A 17,119-nucleotide genomic window follows, 5' to 3' on the forward strand; every position below is an offset into this window, starting at 1 on the left:
GCCCCGGTAGAAGTTGGGTTTGATTGTATGGCACGCGGGTTTGCGGTTGAGTGGTTTGCGCGGGGCGCGTTCTGCACCGCAGTACCCGGTTTTGCCGGTATCGTCCGACGCCGGGGATGAGATTCTCGAAGCCCAACCACCGGAAACTGGAGCGGCAGTGTCTCTTGCGGTCGATCGCGCCATCACTACCGTCGGGGACGAGGCCGCGATGCAACCCGGATCAGGATCACCGAAGAGCCACAACATCATTGGTCGCGCGCTGGGCGCCCTGCTGTCGGCCCTGCTGGTGATGGCGTTCGCCGCCCCCGGCGTCGCCGGCGCCGAACCGCTCAACGCCGACCCGACCGGCAACGGCGAGGTGCTGCTGCCATGGACGGCGCTGGGGCTTCCCCCCGACGTCACACTGGTCGGCGCCAACGTCAACCAGGATTTCACGCTCCCGGTGCAGTCGGGTTTCACGCCGCGACGGCTGCGCGGGCTGATCCACGCGCCGGTGGATTTCGGTGCGGGATTCGTCGAGATCACCGATCGCAGAGGCACCGTTCTGGGGACAGTGGACCTTCCCGCGGTGACGCCGGCCCAGGCCGTGGTGCCGTTCGACGTCGACATCTCGGCGGCGCAGATCAGCGATTCGACGCTGGGGCTGTCGTTCACCGCACGGGAGGCCGCGCTTCCCCCCGAGCAACGGTGCGGGCTCGGCGAGCGGGTTGTCCTCAGCGATCTCAGCGCCCTGTTCGCCGGGGCCGAACCAGCGCCCACCACGATCGCGACATTCTTTCCGCCGGTGCTGCAGCGGCTCACCATCTACGCACCGATCGATGCCGACGACGCCGAACAGCAGGCGGTGCTGGCGCTGACCTCCGCTGTCGCCCGCATGTACCGGCCGCAGACACCGGCGATCACAGTCGTCAGCCAGCCCCGTGGCGCGACGCCCCCGGCGTCACCTCAGTTCACCCGCTCTGTGGTGGTCGAGAACGGCGACGCCGGACTCGAAGTGGTCAACCCCGACAGGACCGACGTGTTCCTCATGGTGACCGGCCGCGGCGAGGAACTCACCAACCAGGCCGCGCTGGTCGCCGACCGCTTGCAGTCGCTGGCGCAGGCCCCGTCCGCGCGCGTGGACCAGGTCGGCGCAGCCGAGAGCGCCGATCCGGACGAGATGACGTTCCGCCAGTTGGGCATCAGCGGCGAACGGGAGGTGCTGAGGACCGCCGATCTGACCGTCGGAGTGGACCGTTCGGCATTGGGAGACGGTCGCGTCGAAAGCCTGCAGGTACATCTGCTGGCCACCCACACCCCGGTCGCGGACATGGACTCGGCCAGCGCGATGGTCAGCGTGAACGGCCAAGCGGTACACAGCGTTGCGCTGGACCGCACCGGTCGGGTGGACACCGTCTTCGACGTTCCCGGCGAACTGCTCAGACAGCGCATCAATTTCGAGTTCGGTCTGACGTTCAGCCCGCGTCAGCTGTGCAGCCCGACCATCGCTCCGATGAGGTTCCAGCTCGACCCGGCGTCGACGCTGACGATGCGTCGCGGTGGCCCCGCCCCGGGTGGCTTCGGTGCGGTGCCGTCGGAGTTCAGCCCCGAGTTTCTGGTCGCCCTCGACGGCGGCAGCCCGAATCAGCTGAACTACGCGGCCCGGGTGGTGGCCGACATCGCCCAGCGGACCCGAACGGCGTTGACGCCGCGCGTCGTTGACGTGAAGGCCGCGGCCGACGCCGGTACCGGGGCGCTGATCGTGGCGAATTCGGCGGCGGTCCAGGCGACGTCGCTGCGCCCGCCGATCGGCGGCGAGGGCTCGACTGTGCAGGTGGATGTGAGCAGGGAGCTGCGCGCCGACATCGCCAACGGGTTGGCGTCGATCCAGGTGTTCGCCGACACGCCCCGGGACAGGACGGTCGTGCTGGTTACGACGACGGGTGCGTGGTCGCTGGTAGAGCCGCTGTTCGGCTACATCGACCGGCTGCCCGACGGCTGGTCGAGCCTGGATGGGGACGTGATCGCCGCCGGGGCCGCGGGCGAGGTTACGAACCTGGCCGGAACCTCTGATGTGGCACCATCTGTCGCTGAGAAGCAGACCACCGTCAGCGTCGCGTGGGCTGTCATCGGCGCCGGAATCGTGGTCGTCGCCCTCGGATTGAGCGCCGCCCTGTGGTGGCGGCGTCGCAGCACAGCCGCGCCGGCCGACCCGCAACCCTAGCGGTCAGCGTCACCGTAGGGCGGCCGGCCAACATCCGCTCGGTGGCAACCAGGCGAGGTCGCCGAGGATCTGCCGGTGGCCGACACCCCAAACCTTCGATTTGGGTCGTAGACCCCCAGCGCGCCAACGGTACCGCCGTCAGGGTCGCTGACGTACCGGATGGGCGGCGACAGAGCTGTCGATGCGCGTTTACCCGCCGTCCCACGCGCACCCGAGGCGTGGCTGTTCCATCAGTCGTCGAAGTGTGCGAAAGTAACGGTCGCCCTTTAGCGGTGATCAGAATTCGCCGGTAATACACCAATGCTGCACAAAGGCGAGGTAATTCGCGGTGCCGGCGGCGGGAGTGCGTGTGCCGCCGGCGAATCCGATCGTCAGTAGGCGCCCGAGTGGCTGAGCATCGCCCTGACCGTCTTGATGGCGATGAGCAGGTCGGAAATCATCGACCAGTTCTCGACGTAGAACAGGTCGAGGCGCACCGAGTCCTCCCAGGATAGGTCGGAGCGTCCGCTGACCTGCCACAGGCCGGTGATGCCGGGGCGGACCAGGAGGCGCTTCATGGCGTGCTCGTCGTAGGTCTTCACCTCACGCGCCAGCGGCGGGCGCGGGCCGACGACGCTCATGTCCCGTTTGAGGACGTTGATGAACTGCGGCAGCTCGTCGATGCTGTACTTGCGCAGCAGGCGCCCGACCGGCGTGACGCGGGGATCCTGGCGGATCTTGAACAGCACCCCGCCCTCGCTCTCGTTGAGCGCGGCGAGTTTGTCGACCATCTGGTCGGCGCCGTCGACCATGGTGCGGAACTTGATCATCTGGAACGGCTTGCCGTCCAGACCGATTCGCTCCTGGCGGTAGAAGACCGGGCCCCGGCTGGTCAGCTTCACCGCGGCGGCGACGACCAGCAGGATGGGCAGCCCGAGCAGCAGCACGGTGCCGGAGAACACGATGTCGAAGAAGCGCTTCTGAAAACGCTTGGCACCGTTGTATTGCGGCTTCTCGACGTGGATCAGCGGCAGGCCGGCGACGGGTCGCATCTGCAGCCGCGGGCCGGCGATGTCGACGACGCCGGGCGAGACGAGCAGATCGATGTCGAGTTTTTCGAGCTCCCAGGACAGATCTCGGATACCGCGGCCGTCGAGGCGCTCGGTGGCGGTGACGGCGACGGCGTGGCTGCCGGTGATGCGGACGGCGTCGACGACGTCGGATTCGTCACCGAAGGTGGGCACCGATCCAACGCCGGGAACGTCGACCTTGGGCCGGTGCATCGGACCGGGGATGCAGGCCCCGACCACCTGGTACTCCGAGCCCGGCTCGCGGGCAAGGGACTTGGTGAGGTCGCGGACGGCGGACGGGCTGCCGACCACCAGCACACGGGTGATGCAGCTGCCATTCTTCAGGCGAGCGCGGATGACGACGCGACGAGCGATCCAGCGGCCCAAAGCCAGGAACAGCAAGCCGGCGGGCAGTGCGATGATCAGATACCCGCGGGCGATTTCCAGCTTGAACAGCATGGAGATGATCGCGACGCCGCCGAATACCGAGAGGGTCGCCAGCCAGACGCGGCGGTACTCCTCTGCACCGGACCCGATGACCCGCGGTGAGCGCGAGCGATTGATCGACAGCGCGGCGATCCAGATGACCGCGATCCCGACCGAGACGACCGTGTAGTCCACACCGCCGTAGGCCGCTACTGCCTCCGTGGTTGCTCCGAAGCGCAACCAGTGCGCGAGCCCGACAGCCAATATGACGCCGATGAAGTCAATCGCCACGAGGCGCAGTGCATAGCCTTGTTGCCACGTCGGAATCTTGCCTGGTATCGGAACGATGTTTGCTGGAGCCACCAGCTGATCGTTTACCGCCGTCATCTATCCCCCCACATGATCTCCCCCTTGCGCTGGAACTTTATCCCATCGACCGCAAGTATCTCAAGACGATGACAGCGTTCGCTCGGCAATTTACAGGATAGTCATCCAAGACCTCGATCATTCATAATGAATGTGGATATTCCGCAATGATGACAAGGTTTGATGCACGAAGCTCATGGTGACAAAGCCGCTGCTGAGGCGAACAATCTCTCTTTGCGAGAGTTCGCGAGAAAAACGGTAGCTGCTCTCCTGTTGAGGGAATCAGAGGTTTTGGCCGGTGGGCCGCAGAGTCAAGCCAAGCACCGGCGGTAGCAGATCGGCGATGATCTGGCCTACCGAGATGAAAACCTGTGGGCCGTGACCGATCGGGTCCATGATGTCGAGGCGTTCATCCGCAGCCATCTCGCCCCGCAGCAGGGCAAGATCATCGACCGTCTCAGCTCCATGAGAGGTCGCGAGCCGCGAGGCCTCCGCAAGCGTAAAGGTTCGTTTCAATCTGTTAGGGGCAAGTTCCAGCACTCGGTCCCGGTGAGCCCGGGTCATCGTCAAGATGAGGTCAGACGAATTCGCGATCCTGGCGCTCAACTGCCGCGCCGAAAAGTCGGTGGCATTACCACCTAGTCCCTCAAGAACCCGGGCCGCCTCCTGATGTATGGGCTGCGAGATGACAGCGCGTGTCCCCGCACTGGAAGCCACGAAACCGGACAGGGCCATCTGTTCTGCGTAGGCGGCCGCCAAGCGCTCAGCTGTGGGTGAGCGGCAAATGTTCCCGGTGCAAACGAATAGGACGTGCAGAAGACGACCCCCTAGATCGAAGCGACTAAAGATACGCCGGGCACGACGACCAGCTTCAAACCTTAGTCGAACTCGCGCATTAGCCGAACTCCCGAGGCGGTCGACGGGCAGTCGCCTTAGGGCCTGAGGGACTACCGGCTGGTCGCCGTCAAGAATTGCTGTTCCAGCAGTGCGCAAGGTAAACCGCAGTCCTGGTCAAGTATCGGCTAGACGTCCAAAGTTGCTTAATTGACGCAGCAGGACCCCGATAAGGTGCTCAGTTGCTTCGCATTGCCGATCGGTGGCTGAGCCGATTCGACAGCCTTGCGTCGGGTAACGATGCGCTCCGAGAGCGATAAGGACGCAACCGATCTCATCAAGTGCCCGTAAGGTTCGGTGCAATTGCAGCGAGGGATGCATGGCGGGCTTACGGAGAAGTTCGGAGAGTCGACCGCTAGCATCACCTCCGGGGGACAACTGGGAGGGATCAATGAGTCGCCAAATCGCCGTATTCGGCACCGGCTATCTCGGCGCTACACATGCCGCCTGCATGGCCGAGTTGGGCCATGAGGTGCTCGGTGTGGACATCGACGAAGGCAAACTCGCCAAACTGGCCGTCGGCGAACTGCCGTTCTTTGAGCCGGGGCTATCAGAGGTGTTGCGCCGCAATATAGATGCGGGGCGTCTACGCTTCTCCGCCTCCTACGAAGAAGCTGCCGATTTTGCCGACACACATTTCATCGCGGTGGGCACTCCGCAGAAACATGGCGAGCTTGCCGCTGATCTGCGGTACGTCGATTCGGTAGTCGAGTCTTTAGGACCGTTCCTCAATAGTCCGGCGGTGATCTTCGGCAAGTCCACCGTTCCCGCCGGAACTGCGGCTCGGCTAAGGACTCGCGTACGCGAACTTGCCCCCGCGGGCGAACAAGTCGATCTCGCTTGGAATCCCGAGTTCCTGCGAGAGGGGTTTGCAGTAAAGGACACTCTGCATCCGGACAGGATTGTGTTGGGCGTGGAACCATCGACGTCGGGCAACGTAGAAGCAGTTGCGCGCGAAGTTTACGCCGCTCAACTGAACGAGAACATTCCATTCCTTGTCACCGATCTGGCGACAGCTGAACTCGTTAAGACTTCCGCGAATGCATTTCTCGCAACGAAGATTTCGTTCATCAATGCTATCGCCGAAGTTTGCGAGGCAACCGGAGCCGACGTCTCGGTGCTCGCCGATGCGATTGGGCATGACGCGCGCATTGGCCGCCGGTTCTTGAACGCGGGCATTGGCTTTGGCGGCGGATGCTTGCCAAAGGACATACGGGCGTTCATAGCGATGGCCGGCGAGCTCGGCGCAGGACAAGCTTTCGCCCTGCTACGCGAAGTCGACAGTATCAACATGCGCCGCCGAAACAAGATGGTGGAGCTAGCACGCGAGGCGGCGGGTGGTTCATTTATCGGAGCACGGGTAGCGGTACTCGGCGCCGCGTTCAAACCCGATTCAGACGATGTTCGAGACTCACCTGCCCTGAACATCGCTGGACAAATCCAGCTGCAGGGCGCAGCAGTCAGCGTCTACGACCCAGAAGCCATGCAGAACGCTCGTCAGCTATTTCCGACGTTAGAATATTCAGCAGATGTGCTTACTGCATGCGCAGGAGCCGATGTCGTAATGGTCCTTACCGAATGGAAACAGTTTGTGTCGTTGGCGCCTGAAGAGCTGGCTCAGGTTGCGCGGCAGCGGATAATTATCGACGGCCGAAACTGCCTGGATCCACATACCTGGCGTACCGCGGGCTGGACGTATAGAGGGATCGGAAAGCCATAGCACCAAGCCTAGAGTGCAGCGGCAATTCGTTTTCTTAGCCCAACGTTTTCATTGCGCAGCTGGTCTTCCGAGTATTTTGACGACGCCATTGGCGACTGTCTGGTACGCCCGGTACGGAACGATCACTTGCGCGGCTATTACGACGGCTCGGCGCCACGAAAAAGCTCCGTGCGCGACAGCTTGGGCGTACAAACGAATAGCAGCAGTACGGTTGGAGTAAGAAGCGATACGGGCACAGTGGCCACCGCGCCCAGCCCAGTACGCACGCTCGGAGACTTGTTTTCGCCGCATACTGTCCAGCCATTCAAGCAGCGGCTTGTAGTTAGAGTTCCTCGATATCCGTGAAGCACCAACCTTATCGTCAAAAACTACGAGCGGCTCCTGGATAAACTCGATCCGGACTCCGGCATTAGCGACTCTGATGGCAAAGTCGGTGTCCTGCAACGAAGGCAATGTTTCGTTGAATCGGACAGATCGGGCCACCGACACAGGTAAAGCAACGGTAGAGGTCCGTATCGTGCCTCCCGCGCATAGCAAATACTCATCCACCCGTTCTCCTTCGGCAGGCCCGCGGGAGGGACGTATCCACTTCTTTTCCAATCCACGCTCCACGATCATTTGCGAATAGACTAGAACGTCGCTCTCGAATCGATTCATGACCTCGGCGACCTTTTCTAGCTTTTCAGGAACAAACTGGTCGTCAGAATCAAGGAGCGCAACATACTTGCCACGCGCTAGATCAAATCCTCGATTTCGAGCGCTACTGGCCCCCGAGTTCTCTTGTCGAACGTACACGAAGCGATCATCATCCAACTTCGAAACAACCGCAGCAAGAGCGGTCGCATCTTGTGAACCGTCGTCTATTATGATGCACTCGAAATCTTGCAGTGTCTGCCCTTGAACAGACTGCAGAGTCTCGCGAATTTGGTCAGACCGGTTGTATGTCGGAATGACCACGGAAAAGAGCGGAGCGCTCGGCTGTGAATCCATCGTGCAGTCGCTAACCTTTCCTTTTCGGGACGATATGGTGGGTGGCTTGTATTCAGTCGTGCATTGGAAACTCGGACCCGACGCCCATTTCGACCGCGCAAAGCTTGAGGTATTCTTCTAGTCTGAAGTTTGGCGGAAGGTCAAGACCCCGCTGTTCCGCGGCGCATAAGGACAGAATCTTTCGGCGCACGTTCGGTATAGCGGTATAGCCGGTAGGCAGCATAAGGATTCGTAGTTGCGTAACGCCAGGCTAGACGCTTCGGGTCGTCCATTGTTCGATATAGCCACTCAAGGCCAGCAACCTGCACCCACTGAGGAGCACGCGGCGCGTCACCCGCCAGAAATGAATAGAGACCCCCGCATGTCTTCACCCACCCCACTCCGGCAAGCTTCTCGCGGTTCCTTACCGCCCAATACTCTTGACGCGGCTTTCCTAAGGCTACCCACAAGACGTCCGTGCCGCTATCACGAATGAGCTGACATATCTTTTCGTCTTCGCCCTGAGTGAAGTAACCATGGTGGCGTCCAGCGATCGTTACCCCAGGGTATTCACGTTGAACGGCGGCCACTGCTGCCTCATTCTGTTCTTCACAAGCGCCCAGAAAGAAGAACCGCAGATTCCGCAATTGGGCGATCCGTGCTGCGTCGTGGAAAAAGTCGGTAGTCGAAATGCGTTCCGGCAGCGGCTTCGCCGTCAACTTCGAAGCGAACACTACCGGCATACCGTCCGCGTGAATGATGTCGGCTTCGAGCATCGCCCGTTTGAACTCAGTATCGCGACCCGATAAAGCTAATCCCTGACCATTCGAGGAGAATACTAATTTTGGGAGCCAAGTGTCACTTTGCCGACGCGCCTCCTCGCAGTCAGCCGCCATCAATTCGGCGAGCTCCCGGCGCGTGACCACTGCCGTGGGCAAACCGCCTATTGTTACCAACTCGAGGGATGGACGCTGGTAATAATCATCCAACATTGTAGTACTCCCGATACCAATTCACGAATTGTCGGACACCCTGGTCGATACTTATTGCGGGTTGAAAGCCCGTAAGCGCTTTCAGCAGACGCGAGTCGGCAAAAGTCTCACGGACATCGCCCATCTGCATTGGTAGGAGTACCTTGTCCGCCGATACGCCAACATTCTGCTCAATCGTTTCTATGAAGTCCATCAGCTCGACAGGGTTGCCGCCCGCGATATTTACGGCACGCCAAGGCGCCACGGTAGACAAGGAATCCACGACACCATTCTCGTTGCCCTCGATAGGGTTTCCCATTTGAGGGGAACACCCGATTAGCAGGACGATACCCTCAATAAGATCATCGATATAAGTAAAGTCGCGGCGCATCCTGCCTTGCCCGTACACTTCAATCGGCCTGCCGGCCAAGATGCTTTCTACAAATTTGAATAGCGCCATGTCAGGCCTGCCCCACGGTCCGTACACGGTGAAAAACCGGAAACACGTCGTTGGGATATTAAAGAGGTGTGAGTATGAGTGCGTTAGCGCCTCGCATGATTTCTTCGTCGCAGCGTAAAGCGACACAGGAAAATCGGTGCGGTCAGCTTCGGCGAATGGCATCTGAACGTTCCCGCCGTACACAGAAGAAGTGGAGGCGAACAGGAAATGCTTGGGCGGCACCGCGCGCGCAGCCTGTAGCAAATTATAAGTTCCGACCAGGTTAGAACTCACGTACGCCTCAGGGTTCTCTAGGCTATACCGGACACCGGCTTGGGCCGCCAGATGTACGATAACGTCCGGCTCGAAGTCGCTGACCGCTTTCTCGAGCGCATCGGCGTCCTCAAGCATCGCTTCGATGTGCGAATAATTATTCAATTCTCGAAGAATCGCTAAGCGAGCACGCTTAAGGGCCACATCATAGTAGGGAGTAGCCCCGTCGTACCCTACTACTTGATGTCCATCACGCACCAAGCGCTCAGCAAGGTGAAATCCTACGAAACCTGCAGTACCAGTTACGAACGCACGCACCTCAAACCACCTATCGCTTCAGGGTCTAGCATCTGTCCTAGGGTTCCGATGTCGCCTCGTGAGCGAAATATCACGCGGTGCCTCCTCACGCGGGCCCGCAAACTCATGTACACAACGCCTCCGAAGAACTGTCCTGCAGAACCTGCACCCGTTCAATCGGGCCGACCGAGATTCACTGCCATAATACTGAAACTTCAGAGTGGGACGACGTGACCACGCGCTGGCGGGCACCGCATTATCGCATACTGTTTCGAACTGTAAGTTCCTTGGAGAAAAGCCTGTAGCGCTTACCGTTCGATTTCTGGCGAACGGAGAGCAGTAGAAATGTCATAAAGTTGCCTCAGGCAATTCAAGCAGGTTATCCGGAAGCCGTCATAGAAGGTCGGCATACATGACTCATGCGGAGCGCATGTCGGCCAGTGCGCGGCGGCCTATAGTCCACAGCACTACCATCCTCACAAGGCTCACAAGGGCAAAGCCTGCGGCTGCCCCCGTAGCACCGTCCGCAAGTGCACCGGCCGCGACAGCAGCGAGCAGAAGTAGCGTCGTCGCGAAACTGTTGATGGCTACGAGTTTGTCCCGGCCTTTCGCCAGGAGCGTGGCTCCCATTAATGGGGTTGCCAGCATTGGTCCGGCTCTCAGAAGCATCCAGAACAAGACCGCACCGCCTCCTGCGAACTTTGGGCCGAATACAAAGACCACGACAAATTCTGTGAAGGGGATGAGCAAGAGCGTCGCCGCTGAGAGGACCAACCCGACGCCAAGTAACCCGTCCATGGCGCGACGCACACGGGCAGATGATGCGACTGCTGCTCGCGGGACTAATACTGGCGCGATCGACAACACTAGAGTGTTGAACGGCGAGACGACGCGCGAAACCGCTGAGTAGACGCCCGCGGCCACAGATCCTGAAATGGCGATAACGATGACCGAGTCCAGTGTGCGGATCCCGCTCATGGCTGAGTTCGCCGCAAGTGGAGCCTGTTCGCGGAGAACTGTTGTTGCGCGCGGCAACTCGCTCGCTGCCGGTAGGCGGATGAGTAAGACTCCGAGAGATTGACTCGCGACGCCTGCTAGCACGCGTGCAATTGCGAAGGCGATGAGCGCCTCTACACCAATAGCGGTAGCGGTGAGACCGAGATACAGGGCGAGCGGCACCATCGAACGCACGACTAACGTGATCACCGCCGGTTTGATTCGCTTTTCCCCGTAAGCCAAGGCGAGACGATTCTCAGTAACTCGCTCGTTCCACACCGCGACGGCATTTCCAATCACCGCAAACATAAGGAGAGTTTGGCTTGCTAATAGAGCACAACTCGCCATTACGGGCACCATCGCCAACGCCATCAAGGCTGCATTGACACGAACTGATACGACGGCGTTGCCGATCTCTCCAAGCGCCATCTTTCGCGCGACATACGTCGGCGTATCCATACCCACGAACCAGAAGACCGACGTGTGCACCACCAGGAATGCCGCGATGACGCCGAACCCTTGGGGGCCGATGTCGCGAGCGAGCAGGATGAAGAGGACCGCTTGGGCCAATGCGTGCAGTCCGCGCGCGAATCCCATCCCGCCGAGATGCTTGATCATTCGAGTCTTTCTCCCGCACGCTAAAAACGAGTGCTGTCTCCGGCAACATCAATGCGGCGAGGATGGCCGGTTAAGACAACGCGACGCAGTCGTTCGTTGCCGAAGCACAAGGACGCCTTCAGCCGACGGTTTACGACGCGTCTGACGGATATACAACTCACAGCGGTCAGTATTGCCTCATCCGCTTTGGTCGTTGCCAAGTCGACCGCCACCATCGAAGGTCGAATGGTCTTCCCTTTCCCGGAATGAGAATTGGTGTCAGGAAACTGCAGGGATGTAGCCTAGGGCGCTCAAACGGAAGCCGTGTCGCCCCCCCTTATGGCACCCTACCAAGGCCGTTGGCAAACCGTGCAGGTCAGTCATCGACATCTGGTAACCGGGAGGCGTACACCGCTGGTGCGCTAATTCCGTTCACTAGGTGGTGATCTTGAGCTTCGGGGATGGCAAGTTGCTGAGCTTGTGCACACCTACGGTCGCCAACGGGAACCGGGCTCAACGAAGTAGACACCTGGGACTGCCCCGGTTGGTTGACTCCCGACCTGGGAAGATTCGTCCTTGCTGGAAGGATCAACCTCGTGCCGAAGCCGTCTCCCGCCGAGTTCCGCGCCGACGTCATCGCCGTGGCCCGCTATGGCGAGGCGCCACTGCACCATAGACTTCGGCATTTCGCAGGCCTGCCTGCACCGCCGGCTGAAGATCGCCGACCGCGAGGACGGGCCGCAGCCAGCCCGCGTCACCGGCCAACGCTGACGACATGGCCGCGCAGCTGCGCGAAGCCCACGAGCGGATCAAACTCCTCGAACAGGAAGCCGAGGTGATGCGCCGCGCGGTCGGATATCTGTCGCGGGACGCCAACCCAAAATGATGTACCCGCTGGTCGGTGGCCTTGCCGCTGACGGCGTGCCCGTCGCGGTGACCTGCCGGGTCCTGGGATTCTCCACCCAGGCGTTCTACAAATGGCGCAAAGCGCCCATCTCTCAGCGTGATTGGGACGCCGTACACGTGATCGACGCCGCACGCGACATCCATGCCGACGACCCGGCCTTCGGGTACCGGTTCATCGCCGACGAACTTCCCGGACGTGGGATTACCGCTGGCGAGAACCGTGTCGCACGGCTGTGCTAGCAGGAACGAATCTGGTCGATCTTCGCCAAGAAACGTGGACTGAACCGCCGATCCGGACCGCCAGTGCATGACGACCTCGTCCAGCGGCAGTTCAGCGCCGAGGCCCCCGACCACGTCTAGCTGACCCACATCACCGAGCCCCGCACCGACGAAGGCAAGCTCTACCTCTGCGCCATCAAATACGTCTTCTCCCACCGAATCGTGGGCTACTCGATCGGCTCCCCGATGAAGCCCTCACTGGCGGTAACCGCCCTGCATCACGCCGTGGCATTGGGGCTCACCCGTTGAGACGACCGTCCACTCCGACAGAGGCAGCCAATTTCGGTCACGCAGGTGCGTCCACGCTCTGTCACACAACGGATTACACGGATCAATGGGCCGTTTCGGCGCATGCGGTGACAACGCCGCCATGGAGTCGTTCTTCGCCCTGCCGCAACGCAACGTGCTCGACCGAAAGCGGTGGTCAACCCGCGCCGAACTGCGCCTGGCAATTGTGACCTGGATCGAGCGGACCTACCACCGACGTCGCCGGCAACGCGCACTCGGCAGGCTCACCCCGATAGAGTTCGAACTGCTCCACACACCAGTCGCAACCGCAGCCTGAAATTCACACCCCGCGAGTCAACTGAACCCGGGGCAGTCCCCGCGGACGCCGCACAATTAGCGATGCCACCATGGAGTGACTACCCTCCGGTCAGTGAGGTTAAGACGGCTCTCGCTCCTGACCGGCGCGGCCCTTATGGTCATCTTTGTTTACGCGAGCTGCGGAAACAGCAGTCTGGGTAGCACTGCGGCTGGTACCCCTGAATCGTCAGCGAGAGCGGTGGCGACACTAATCGAGGAAACAACTTCCGGCTTAGTTGAGCTTCCACCGGGGGAATATGATCTAAATGATTGGGAGACGCTAACGCATTCAAGCGGCGACTTAACTATCGTAGGAAACGGTCGGGTCAAGATGAATGGCGGCGGTGTCGATTTTATAAAGGCCACAGGCGGCTCTCTGACGATTCGCGGTATCGAGTTCGAAGGGTTCTCGAAACTGGTGGCATTCAATGACAACGACACGGACGAAATCGACAGCATCGTCATCGACCGAGTTACATTTACAGATTCACCATCGGGGGGCATGATAGCTTATTTTCCCACGACAGCTGGCGTGCTAGTCAATCGCCTGGAAGTTCGAGATTCGATCATATCCGATTCGCGGCAGGGTATCCATTTCCAGGGCCGCGCCTCACGGGCCACGGCAGTGCGTAACGAAATACGGAATACGCAGCACTATTCCATCCGGTTCGGAAAAGATTGGGACGCTGAGGATTGGCTCGGCGACTACGTAATCAGTGAGAACCACATTCACGATCAATATAATGCCGCCTTAGGGTCAGGCCACGAGGCGAACATGGTCGCCGTATTTGGTGACACTGCTGTGATTAGCGGCAACATTCTTGAGAACCTCACGAGTTCCTCAACTGAGGATTGCGAAGGCATTTACCTGAAGGTTCGCCAGTTCACTGTAAATAACAACACTCTGACGGACGTCGGCATGGACGAGGGTGCGATAGTGGTCAAAGGCCACCCGACGGAATCGGGCATCTATGCCAGTTCATCGTTGGGTGGCGCAGTCACTGGCAACACCGTTCGATTTCGAAGCAAGCGGGATCGGTCGATTGGTATCAACGTACTGCGCTCCGATGTCCTAGTTTCTGGCAATCAAATTGTCGGAGCCGGCGTCAACGCAGTCCGCATTTCATGGCGGGGGCCTTACGAAAACGTAACTGTCGAGAACAACTCCATCCTCAATATGGATTCCCAGGATGTCGAGGCAGGCGGACATCCTTTGGCCGCCATCCTGCTATTCGGATATGGCCGTGACATCATGGTCCGCAATAACACTGTGAACGGCGCATACCGTTATGGGATCCGTTTGGAAAACAACGATCCCGCGTCGACACGCTATGTCATAGACGGCCAAGCCCCGATAGGCGAAGGTATCACGATCGAAGCGAACACCCTCGTAGGCTCGAATGCGGAAGACTCTCAGGGCATCTCAGTTAGTGTCAGCGACTCCGGCCCGAAACTGAACGGTCTACGCATTGTAGGAAACAAAATTAGGAAGTTCGGCCAGCACGGAGTGGGTTTGACCGGGCAACCGGGATGCGAAGACTGGGTTTACGACGCTAATGAGCTTGCCGATGGGACGCTTTATATACACAAATGGCCTAAAACTGTTTACCTTGGGGGTATCGAGTGGGCTACTTCCGATACGGTGGGCCCCGAATCCACGAGCAAGACCGTCAAGCACACAATCCCCCTAACGGTATCGCCGAAATTGACCAGCCAGGACGTCACCATCACGCCGCGAGAGATGGGTGCGTCGAAAAAGATATGGTTGAGTGCGATCAATACTGAGTCTGTACAGGTGGCTGTCGATACCGCGCCCGAGGCGCCGTTGGAGTTCGGCATGCGGATCGCATTCAATCGGGTCGTGACCACCTCTTGACCAAGGCCTCCAAAAAAACACCTGAGTAGTTCAATTTCGGGCTTCATCAGCATTTCTCGACGCGGTAGTCGAGACCTAGCCTATACGAGAGCGGCACTGAGCCTATTGTGCTGGGGCCGCTTTCTTCGTCCAACGCGGTCCCCGCCGAATCCCCGTTCGAGCACGCAGCAGTGCCGCCTTGTGCTTATCCCCGGAGGGTCCGGCTACGGCGACGCCCACCCGTGACTGGAGTAGCTCCCTGCGTCGTGCTATCCGACCTTTCCAGCACAGCCCGCAGCCGCTTCCAACCCACGACCCGTCAACTATTGTCGTTCACATGAACCAGTCGATTCGTGGAGTCAGAGGGCGTGCATCAACACTCGCGAAAGCCAGCTTGTCGAAAGCTCTAGCGAAGGCAGGTTACAAACTCACCCGTACGGTGCCGTGGGCGAGCAATGCCGACGGGATTGGAACCGTGATCGACGTGGGCTGCGCGTGGGGCACAAAGGAGCTATTGGAAGCATTTCCTAGCACTCCATTCGTCCTGATCGACCCTCTGCGCGAGTATCGCGAAACGATGGAAGAGATCGTCTCTCAACGAGGCGGTCACGCGTTCACATGTGGCGTAGGTTCCAGCTGCGGGTCAATTGAGATGTCCGTTGGGAAGAACTTGCTCATGTCTGGCCTCGCGTCTCGGACTGGTTTAGCGCCGTACGATCAAACGGAAGCTCGTTCGATCCCGGTCGAGAAGCTCGACGATCTCCTCGCCGATCTCAAGCTGGACGAGCCCTATCTGCTGAAGGTGGACACTGAGGGCTGGGAGTTGGAAGTTCTGAGAGGAGCTTCGGAAACCCTGAAGCGGACGAAAGTACTGATTACCGAGACCTCCATTGCCCCGAGATTCGTGGACGGCTATCGGTGCCTTGATCTGATATCGGAGTTGGCCGCAATTGGCTTCGAACTTGATTCCGTATTAACTGCGGAGGGCGATCGCAACCGCGTCGTTCGCTTTGCCGACCTCAGATTTCGCAACACACGGCTTTGAGGTTCTCGGCGATACCCCGTTTCTGGGCCACCTGATCTGTACCCGTGTTGTTGGTCCACCGTTACGAGAGTCGAGGGCAGAGTGATCAGCAGGAGGTCACATGCCCCGTCAATACTCATCATCGGTATGCCGGCAAATCGTCTCCCGGCTACGGTCAGGCGAACCAGTTGCCGCTGTCGCCGAGGAGACCGGAATCTGCCGGGCCACATTGTTCCGCTGGAAACGTCAAGCGCACATCGACGCCGCGTCATCGAGGGCATCCCCAGCGTGGAGGCCGACGAACTAGCCGCCGCCCACAAGCCCATCGCCCAACTCGAGGCTGAGCTGGCGCTGACGCGCGACGCATGCGCCCTCTTTGACGAACAGGTGGTGGTGCCCCCAAAATGCCGACGCGCGATCACTGAGGGGCTGATCGCGCGAGGGCACTCCGATCGATCTGCTTGTCGGATAACAGGATTAGCCCGATCACTGCTGCAGTATCATCGCCGTAGGTCGGTCCCGGACCGCGAAGTGCGCCGTCTAATTGTTGCCGATACGATCACTGAGATCTACCAACGTTCGCGCTGCACCTACGGACGCAAACGGGTCCGCGCTGCGCTGCTGGCCGACTACGACATGAACGTCACCACAAACTCGTTCACTCAATAACGTCCGAGCAAGGCCTGAACGGACTACCGCGTCCTGGGCGGCGAAAGCCCAACCTGATCGGTGTCGATACCCCCGTCGACCTGGTCAATCGGCGGTTCACCGCCACCAGGCCCAACGAACTATGGTGCACGGACATCACCGAACACCCCGCGCGGGACGACAAAGTGTACTGTTGCGCGATCCTGGACTGCTTTTCGCGCATGATTGTGGCGCGCACCTTCTCAACCACCCCTGACACTGCGCTGGTCAACAATGCAGTCAACATGGCTGGATAGAAGTCGACTGGATGTCCCCCACGAGGCAAGAATACTCGTCGAGTGTGCGTTAGCGGGTACGCGTTCCAAAGGCGAATTTCGCTTCTCTCTCTTACGAGTGTTCTGTGGTACCGATGACTTCCCTTGACAACCGCCCCGGTATGGAATTGCGGGAATATCACGAGAACGTACGGGTGCACGCGAGGCGCGGCTTAGAATTTGTCGCTTGCCAGGGTGATGGGACCACCTGATTGCCAGGGGGATGGGACCACCGTGGCGCGTTATCGAGGATGCTCGTCGGGTCCCTCTGGGTCAAGCTGACCGGGTCGGGTGCGTTGGCGGTAGGA

13 protein-coding genes and 1 pseudogene are annotated in these 17,119 nt (G+C 59.9%); 8 read left to right on the forward strand and 6 right to left on the reverse strand.

Annotated elements, in window-relative coordinates; all coding sequences use genetic code 11:
- Nucleotides 1-157: 157 nt before the first annotated feature.
- Complete coding sequence (locus tag ACTWP6_RS26140; RefSeq protein WP_443189199.1) at nucleotides 158-2,203, forward strand: hypothetical protein; 2,046 nt, start codon at nucleotides 158-160, stop codon at nucleotides 2,201-2,203.
- A gap of 371 nt (nucleotides 2,204-2,574) precedes the next feature.
- On the opposite strand, the gene ACTWP6_RS26145 is transcribed toward ACTWP6_RS26140, so the two are convergent.
- Together ACTWP6_RS26145 and ACTWP6_RS26150 are read right to left on the reverse strand one after the other, a co-directional pair.
- Complete coding sequence (locus ACTWP6_RS26145; protein WP_443189200.1) at nucleotides 2,575-4,065, reverse strand: sugar transferase; 1,491 nt, start codon at nucleotides 4,063-4,065, stop codon at nucleotides 2,575-2,577.
- A 261-nt stretch (nucleotides 4,066-4,326) separates the two neighbouring features.
- Nucleotides 4,327-4,860, reverse strand: coding sequence for an arsenate reductase/protein-tyrosine-phosphatase family protein (locus ACTWP6_RS26150; RefSeq protein WP_443189214.1), 534 nt, complete (start codon nucleotides 4,858-4,860; stop codon nucleotides 4,327-4,329).
- 469 nt (nucleotides 4,861-5,329) lie between these two features.
- Between ACTWP6_RS26150 and ACTWP6_RS26155 the strand changes: the two genes are divergently transcribed.
- Entirely contained in the window at nucleotides 5,330-6,658 is a 1,329-nt protein-coding gene (locus tag ACTWP6_RS26155) for a UDP-glucose dehydrogenase family protein (RefSeq protein WP_443189201.1), read from the forward strand.
- A gap of 48 nt (nucleotides 6,659-6,706) precedes the next feature.
- Here ACTWP6_RS26155 and ACTWP6_RS26160 read toward each other — a convergent pair whose 3' ends face one another.
- From ACTWP6_RS26160 to ACTWP6_RS26175, 4 genes are all read right to left on the reverse strand, one after another.
- Nucleotides 6,707-7,648 (reverse strand): glycosyltransferase family 2 protein, encoded by a 942-nt coding sequence (locus ACTWP6_RS26160; protein WP_443189202.1) that lies wholly within the window; start codon nucleotides 7,646-7,648, stop codon nucleotides 6,707-6,709.
- Nucleotides 7,649-7,788: 140 nt separating this feature from the next.
- On the reverse strand, nucleotides 7,789-8,619 hold the full coding sequence (locus ACTWP6_RS26165) for a WecB/TagA/CpsF family glycosyltransferase (RefSeq protein ID WP_443189203.1): 831 nt from the start codon (nucleotides 8,617-8,619) through the stop codon (nucleotides 7,789-7,791).
- On the reverse strand, nucleotides 8,609-9,628 hold the full coding sequence (locus tag ACTWP6_RS26170; protein WP_443189204.1) for an NAD-dependent epimerase/dehydratase family protein: 1,020 nt from the start codon (nucleotides 9,626-9,628) through the stop codon (nucleotides 8,609-8,611). Before ACTWP6_RS26170 ends, ACTWP6_RS26165 begins: the two co-directional genes overlap by 11 nt.
- Before the next feature lie 396 nt (nucleotides 9,629-10,024).
- The gene (locus tag ACTWP6_RS26175) at nucleotides 10,025-11,221 is read right to left on the reverse strand and encodes an oligosaccharide flippase family protein (RefSeq protein ID WP_443189205.1); all 1,197 of its coding nucleotides are present in this window, start codon (nucleotides 11,219-11,221) and stop codon (nucleotides 10,025-10,027) included.
- A 575-nt stretch (nucleotides 11,222-11,796) separates the two neighbouring features.
- Between ACTWP6_RS26175 and ACTWP6_RS26180 the strand changes: the two are divergent.
- The 6 genes and pseudogenes from ACTWP6_RS26180 (at nucleotide 11,797) to ACTWP6_RS26205 (ending at nucleotide 16,793) form a co-directional block, all read left to right on the forward strand.
- Nucleotides 11,797-12,950: pseudogene (locus tag ACTWP6_RS26180) on the forward strand (IS3 family transposase).
- Between the two features lie 219 nt (nucleotides 12,951-13,169).
- Nucleotides 13,170-14,846 carry a right-handed parallel beta-helix repeat-containing protein gene (locus ACTWP6_RS26185; protein ID WP_443189206.1) on the forward strand — a complete coding sequence of 559 codons (1,677 nt, stop codon included), beginning with the start codon at nucleotides 13,170-13,172 and terminating at the stop codon, nucleotides 14,844-14,846.
- Between the two features lie 316 nt (nucleotides 14,847-15,162).
- Nucleotides 15,163-15,870 (forward strand): FkbM family methyltransferase, encoded by a 708-nt coding sequence (locus tag ACTWP6_RS26190; RefSeq protein ID WP_443189207.1) that lies wholly within the window; start codon nucleotides 15,163-15,165, stop codon nucleotides 15,868-15,870.
- A gap of 100 nt (nucleotides 15,871-15,970) precedes the next feature.
- The gene (locus ACTWP6_RS26195; protein WP_443189208.1) at nucleotides 15,971-16,156 is read left to right on the forward strand and encodes a transposase; all 186 of its coding nucleotides are present in this window, start codon (nucleotides 15,971-15,973) and stop codon (nucleotides 16,154-16,156) included.
- Complete coding sequence (locus ACTWP6_RS26200; protein ID WP_443189209.1) at nucleotides 16,138-16,518, forward strand: hypothetical protein; 381 nt, start codon at nucleotides 16,138-16,140, stop codon at nucleotides 16,516-16,518. Before ACTWP6_RS26195 ends, ACTWP6_RS26200 begins: the two co-directional genes overlap by 19 nt.
- A gap of 164 nt (nucleotides 16,519-16,682) precedes the next feature.
- Nucleotides 16,683-16,793 (forward strand): hypothetical protein, encoded by a 111-nt coding sequence (locus tag ACTWP6_RS26205; RefSeq protein ID WP_443189210.1) that lies wholly within the window; start codon nucleotides 16,683-16,685, stop codon nucleotides 16,791-16,793.
- Nucleotides 16,794-17,119 lie beyond the last annotated feature (326 nt).

Source organism: Mycobacterium sp. 4D054 (genome assembly GCF_052245755.1).
In the GTDB taxonomy this organism is placed as follows: domain Bacteria; phylum Actinomycetota; class Actinomycetes; order Mycobacteriales; family Mycobacteriaceae; genus Mycobacterium.